Annotated in this window: 1 protein-coding gene; it reads right to left on the reverse strand. The window is 30.3% G+C overall.

Annotated features, from left to right (window positions below; translation table 11 throughout):
* A partial coding sequence (locus tag B0A80_RS20565) for an AMP-binding protein (protein ID WP_165769310.1) occupies positions 1-900 on the reverse strand: 900 nt, incomplete at both ends.

The raw sequence follows: 900 nt of genomic DNA on the forward strand, positions 1-900 counted from the left end.
ATCTGCGTGTTGGCAATAGGTTTACCGATCGCAATAGTATTTGAGAGATTAATAATATTATGATAACTTACACAAACTGTAGCTTCAGTAGGTCCATATGAATTATAAACAGAAACTTTATCATATATATTATTAATATATGATGGCTTTAAAACATCTCCACCACTAATTATTTTCTCTAACGAAAACAAATTAATTTCTGATTTCGAATTTATAAACTCAATCATAAATGGATTTGTACTTAATATGGTAATCCCATATTTTTCACATAATGATAAAATAGTCTCAAAATTATTATCTGCAATAACTAATTTGCCACCAATACTTAAAATAGGAAAGATTTCTTCTATAGATGCATCAAATGAAATTGTTGATTGACTTAAAATAGAATCAGACTTTTTAACTTTAAAAAAATCTAAAAAAGTAATTATATAATCTTTCAAAGAACTATGTTTTATCATAACTCCTTTCGGATTACCTGTACTTCCCGAAGTATAAATTACGTATGCCAAATTATTAGATTTTACTAAATCTGCTGTCTTTTTAGACTTTTCCTTTGCAATGTTTTTCCAATCCTTATCTAGCAATATTAACTTAATATCATTTTTACTTTCTATGGATTCAACAGTCGTTTCATCTGTTAATAAGACTTTTATATTTGAATCTACTATAATATAAGAGATACGCTCTTTCGGGTAACCCGGATCAATAGGCACATAAGCTGCTCCTGATTTAAGAATACCCATAATACCTATAAGCATCTCTAAACTGCGCTCCAGACAGATACCAACAAGACTATCAGGTTCAACACCTTCACCTCTGAGGTAATGTGCCAGCTGATTAGACTTATTGTCCAGCTCCCTATAGCTTAACGCCTCTCCCTGATAAACAACAGCTATC

It is taken from the genome of Flavobacterium tructae, from assembly GCF_002217475.1.
In the GTDB taxonomy this organism is placed as follows: Bacteria; Bacteroidota; Bacteroidia; order Flavobacteriales; family Flavobacteriaceae; genus Flavobacterium; species Flavobacterium tructae.